General features: G+C 76.9%; 5 protein-coding genes. 1 reads left to right on the forward strand and 4 read right to left on the reverse strand.

The genetic code is table 11. The features are described from left to right. A partial coding sequence (locus DT057_RS05880; RefSeq protein WP_162501333.1) for a hypothetical protein occupies window positions 1-220 on the reverse strand: 220 nt, incomplete at its 3' end. Window positions 221-519: 299 nt separating this feature from the next. Then, the gene (locus DT057_RS05885; protein ID WP_128561154.1) at window positions 520-930 is read right to left on the reverse strand and encodes a DUF1236 domain-containing protein; all 411 of its coding nucleotides are present in this window, start codon (window positions 928-930) and stop codon (window positions 520-522) included. Window positions 931-1,313: 383 nt separating this feature from the next. Here DT057_RS05885 and DT057_RS05890 point away from each other — a divergent pair, with 383 nt between their 5' ends. Then, window positions 1,314-1,541 carry a hypothetical protein gene (locus tag DT057_RS05890; RefSeq protein ID WP_128561155.1) on the forward strand — a complete coding sequence of 76 codons (228 nt, stop codon included), beginning with the start codon at window positions 1,314-1,316 and terminating at the stop codon, window positions 1,539-1,541. Between the two features lie 165 nt (window positions 1,542-1,706). Here the strand turns inward: DT057_RS05890 and DT057_RS05895 are convergent, their stop codons facing one another. Beyond that, window positions 1,707-2,156 carry a YidB family protein gene (locus DT057_RS05895; protein WP_238313006.1) on the reverse strand — a complete coding sequence of 150 codons (450 nt, stop codon included), beginning with the start codon at window positions 2,154-2,156 and terminating at the stop codon, window positions 1,707-1,709. A 44-nt stretch (window positions 2,157-2,200) separates the two neighbouring features. Next, the gene (locus tag DT057_RS05900; protein ID WP_128561156.1) at window positions 2,201-2,467 is read right to left on the reverse strand and encodes a hypothetical protein; all 267 of its coding nucleotides are present in this window, start codon (window positions 2,465-2,467) and stop codon (window positions 2,201-2,203) included. Between the last annotated feature and the right edge of the window lie 240 nt (window positions 2,468-2,707).

Below are 2,707 nucleotides of genomic sequence, written 5' to 3' on the forward strand. Positions count from 1 at the left end.
CCCGCGCGACGGCCGGGTCCGCCAGCGCCCCGTCGACCTCGCGGGCGGGCGCGCCGGGGGCCTGCGGCGCGCCCGCGAGGCTGTCCCGGGCGCCGCACCCGGCTCGCCGGGGCCCCGGGCGCCGCGGGTCGATCCCGGCCTCCTCCAGAGCCGCGCGCAGGCGCAGGACCTCCGCCTCGAGCTCGTCCCGGCCCAGGAAATTCAGGATCGCTCCAGTCACGCATCGTTCTCGCTTGATGACCGGGCTTCTACAAGCAGCCTGCTTTGCACACAATCGAGTTGCGAACTGTCCAGGTCCGCGCGGGCGGGGTTTTTCGCGAGGACGGGGTTTTTCGCGGGCGGCGCGTTGCACGGCTCGACGCCGCGAGCGGCGCGGGCCGGACCGCCGGGCGGGCGCGGGACCGCCCGGGCCGGGGGCGAGGCCCGGCTCTCACCGCCGGCGGGCCGCGACCGGCGGGCGGGGTCGNCGGCGGTCCCCGGTCGAGACGCGATCGACCGGGGACCGGGCGGGCCGGACCGTCAGTCGATCACCTCGACGATGCGGCGCGTTCCGGGCTCCACGAGCACGGGATGGTCGTTGACGATCGTGTAGTCGTAGCCCTTGAGCGCGAACTCGGGCGGGACGTCGTAGTACACCACGCCCTCCCGGGGCAGCACGGTTCCGACCCGGACCGGCCCGGCATACGCCACCGACGGCCGCCGCTCGCCGAGGGCGTAGATCCGGAAGCGCTCGCGCCGGTCGATGCCCAGGATGCTGTTCGCGGTCCCGACGGCCGCGCCGATCGCGCCGCCGACCACGGCGCCGACGGGCCCCGCCGCCGCCTCGCCTCGCGCGGCGCCCTCCTGGGCGCCCCGCGCCGTGCCCTGTGCGTGAGCGGTGCTCGCGAGGCCGAGGCCGAGGAGCGGGAGGAGGAGGGATCTGACGGGCATGGCGGGCTCACTCGTCGAGAGGGCGCAAGGGCGCGGTGCCCCGCCTCATAGCAGGCCGGGCGTGGAGGAGGCCACGGACGGCGGGGTCGCGACGCGGTCGAACCGGTCCCGGGCCAAATTCGTCCTCGGCCGTGCTGCGGCAGGTCCGGTGACGGATCCTCGACGGTCCGGACAGGGACCGCGCCGCGCCGCGCGTCGATTGCCGTCGTGGAACCCCGCAACCCGCCGTCGTGGCGCCCTGACCGCCGCGGCCGCGCCGGCCCGGCCGCGGCGGTCAGGGCGGAGCGGGCAGGCGATTCCCCGGGTGTGACCTCACACGCCGCCGGGATCCGCGATGAGCGACAGTGATGGTCGCCGCTCGGGCGTACCGCTCAGGTGCAACGATGACCCGCTCCCGCTTCATCAAGGCCGATCTCCCCTGCCGCTCGTTCGGCTGCGCGCACGACGCGGTGCTGGACGGGGTCTCGAGGGTGCTCCTCGACCTGCTGCGTCCGATCGAGGGGCCCCTCGGGCAGCCGTCCCCGGACCCGGGGCGCGATCAGGGTCGGGGAGCGCGGGCCGAGCCGGCGCCGGCGGCCCGGCGGACGGCCCGCGCGGACGAGGGCCGGTAGAGGCCGGGCAGGGGCTCGGCCCCACCCTGAGCCTCCCCGTCCGCCCGGGTCCCGCCGTCGCCGGCCGGACCGGGGGCCTCGGGGCCGCGCCGGCGACCCCGCGCCGCGTCCCTGGCGCCGCTCCCCGAGCGTTCGTCAGCCTGCCCGCGCGGAGCGGGCCCCGCCTCACGGGGCGGGGAGCCTGCCGTCGGGCGTGTACCGGTCGACGGCCGACGGCAGCATGCGGGAGAGCCGGGAGAGCAGGTCGTCGCGGGAGAGGCCGGTCTGGCGGGAGAGCGTCTCCAGCATGTCGGGCCCGATCGCCTGCTCGAGGTGGTGGGGCGCGATGTCCCGGTTCGGTCCCTGCCCGACCCAGGAATCGGTGACCGCGCCGTGGCCGTTCCGCCGGAACCGGTCGACCAGCTCGCCCAGGCCGCCGCTCACGACGGTGCCGGCCCCGGCACCGCCGAGGGCGCCCCCGATCGTTCGCAGCAGGTCGCCCAGCCCGCCTTCGGCCGGGCCGCCCGGATCCGTGCGCCCGCCGCCGAGCATCTCGGCGATCCTGTCCTTGTTCTGGAACCCCGCCACCGCCAGCAGGCCGAGCAGCGCCGTCATCGATGGGCGAGCGTGATCCATCCGCCTTCCTCCTGAGATGTCGCGCGCGGGGGTCACGGGGTGGCCTAGCGCGCCGCCCGCTCCGCCCTGGCGCCGAGCCCGAACTCGGAGATGGCGGCCTGGCAGCTGGGCGAGACCTGACCGGACGCCTCGCGAAAGCAGGCTTCGATCGCGGCCGCGTTGGAACCGGTGCGGGTGCAGAGCCGGCGGTAGTCGCCGACGCAGGCCGCGCGCAGCGCCTGCTCGGCGGGACCGACCCGGGGGTCGTCGGCCCAGAGCGACGTCGGGGCGAGCAGCGCAGCCAGGATCAGGCTCCGATGAAGTGAGCGCATGCGATGCAGGTATCCGTCTTCCATCAGTGCCGGCGTTCCGCGCGGGCGCGGCACCCGATCGCCGCCGCCGGGTGCCGCTCGAGGTTCTCGCTTCGACGCGCCCCTCGCGCCGGACCGTCCGGTCCGGCGGAGAGCGCGCCGGACCGGACGGTCCGGCGGAGAGCGCACGAGCGCCGGCCCCCGGGCGCGGCGCAGCCGCCCTCGCGGGCTCAGACGGGCTTGCGCGGCACGGTCCCGGTC

It is taken from the genome of Methylobacterium crusticola (assembly GCF_003574465.1).
In the GTDB taxonomy this organism is placed as follows: Bacteria; Pseudomonadota; Alphaproteobacteria; order Rhizobiales; family Beijerinckiaceae; genus Methylobacterium; species Methylobacterium crusticola.